General features: G+C 69.7%; 1 pseudogene. It reads left to right on the top strand.

Annotated elements, in window-relative coordinates:
* Window positions 1-250: pseudogene (locus EXE45_RS18795) on the top strand (ABC transporter substrate-binding protein); the annotation flags it as partial.
* Between the last annotated feature and the right edge of the window lie 34 nt (window positions 251-284).

Genomic DNA, 284 nt, shown 5'->3' with positions numbered 1-284 from the left:
GGACGGCGCCGACATCGCCGACGCGCTGCGCGGGATGACCGTCACGGACACGCCGAAGGGCGAGAACGGGGACACGTTCCAGGAGCACAACAACCAGGCTGCCTCGCAGATGACGGTCGCGTGGCCGGTCCCGACCAGCGACGAGTACGCCGACACCTGGGGCGCGCCCATCATGCCGGGCGAGCCGCTCGAACGCCTCGACGCCGAGGACGTGATGGTCCCCGAATCGGACGCCAGCTGCTCGCTGTGATGCTGCTGGAGACCGAGGGGCTCACGAAGCGCTT

The organism is Halorubrum sp. SP9 (assembly GCF_005435015.1).
Lineage (GTDB): Archaea > Halobacteriota > Halobacteria > Halobacteriales > Haloferacaceae > Halorubrum > Halorubrum sodomense.
Note: the sequence above shows the minus strand (reverse complement) of the source record. Positions and strands in the feature narration are given on the sequence as shown.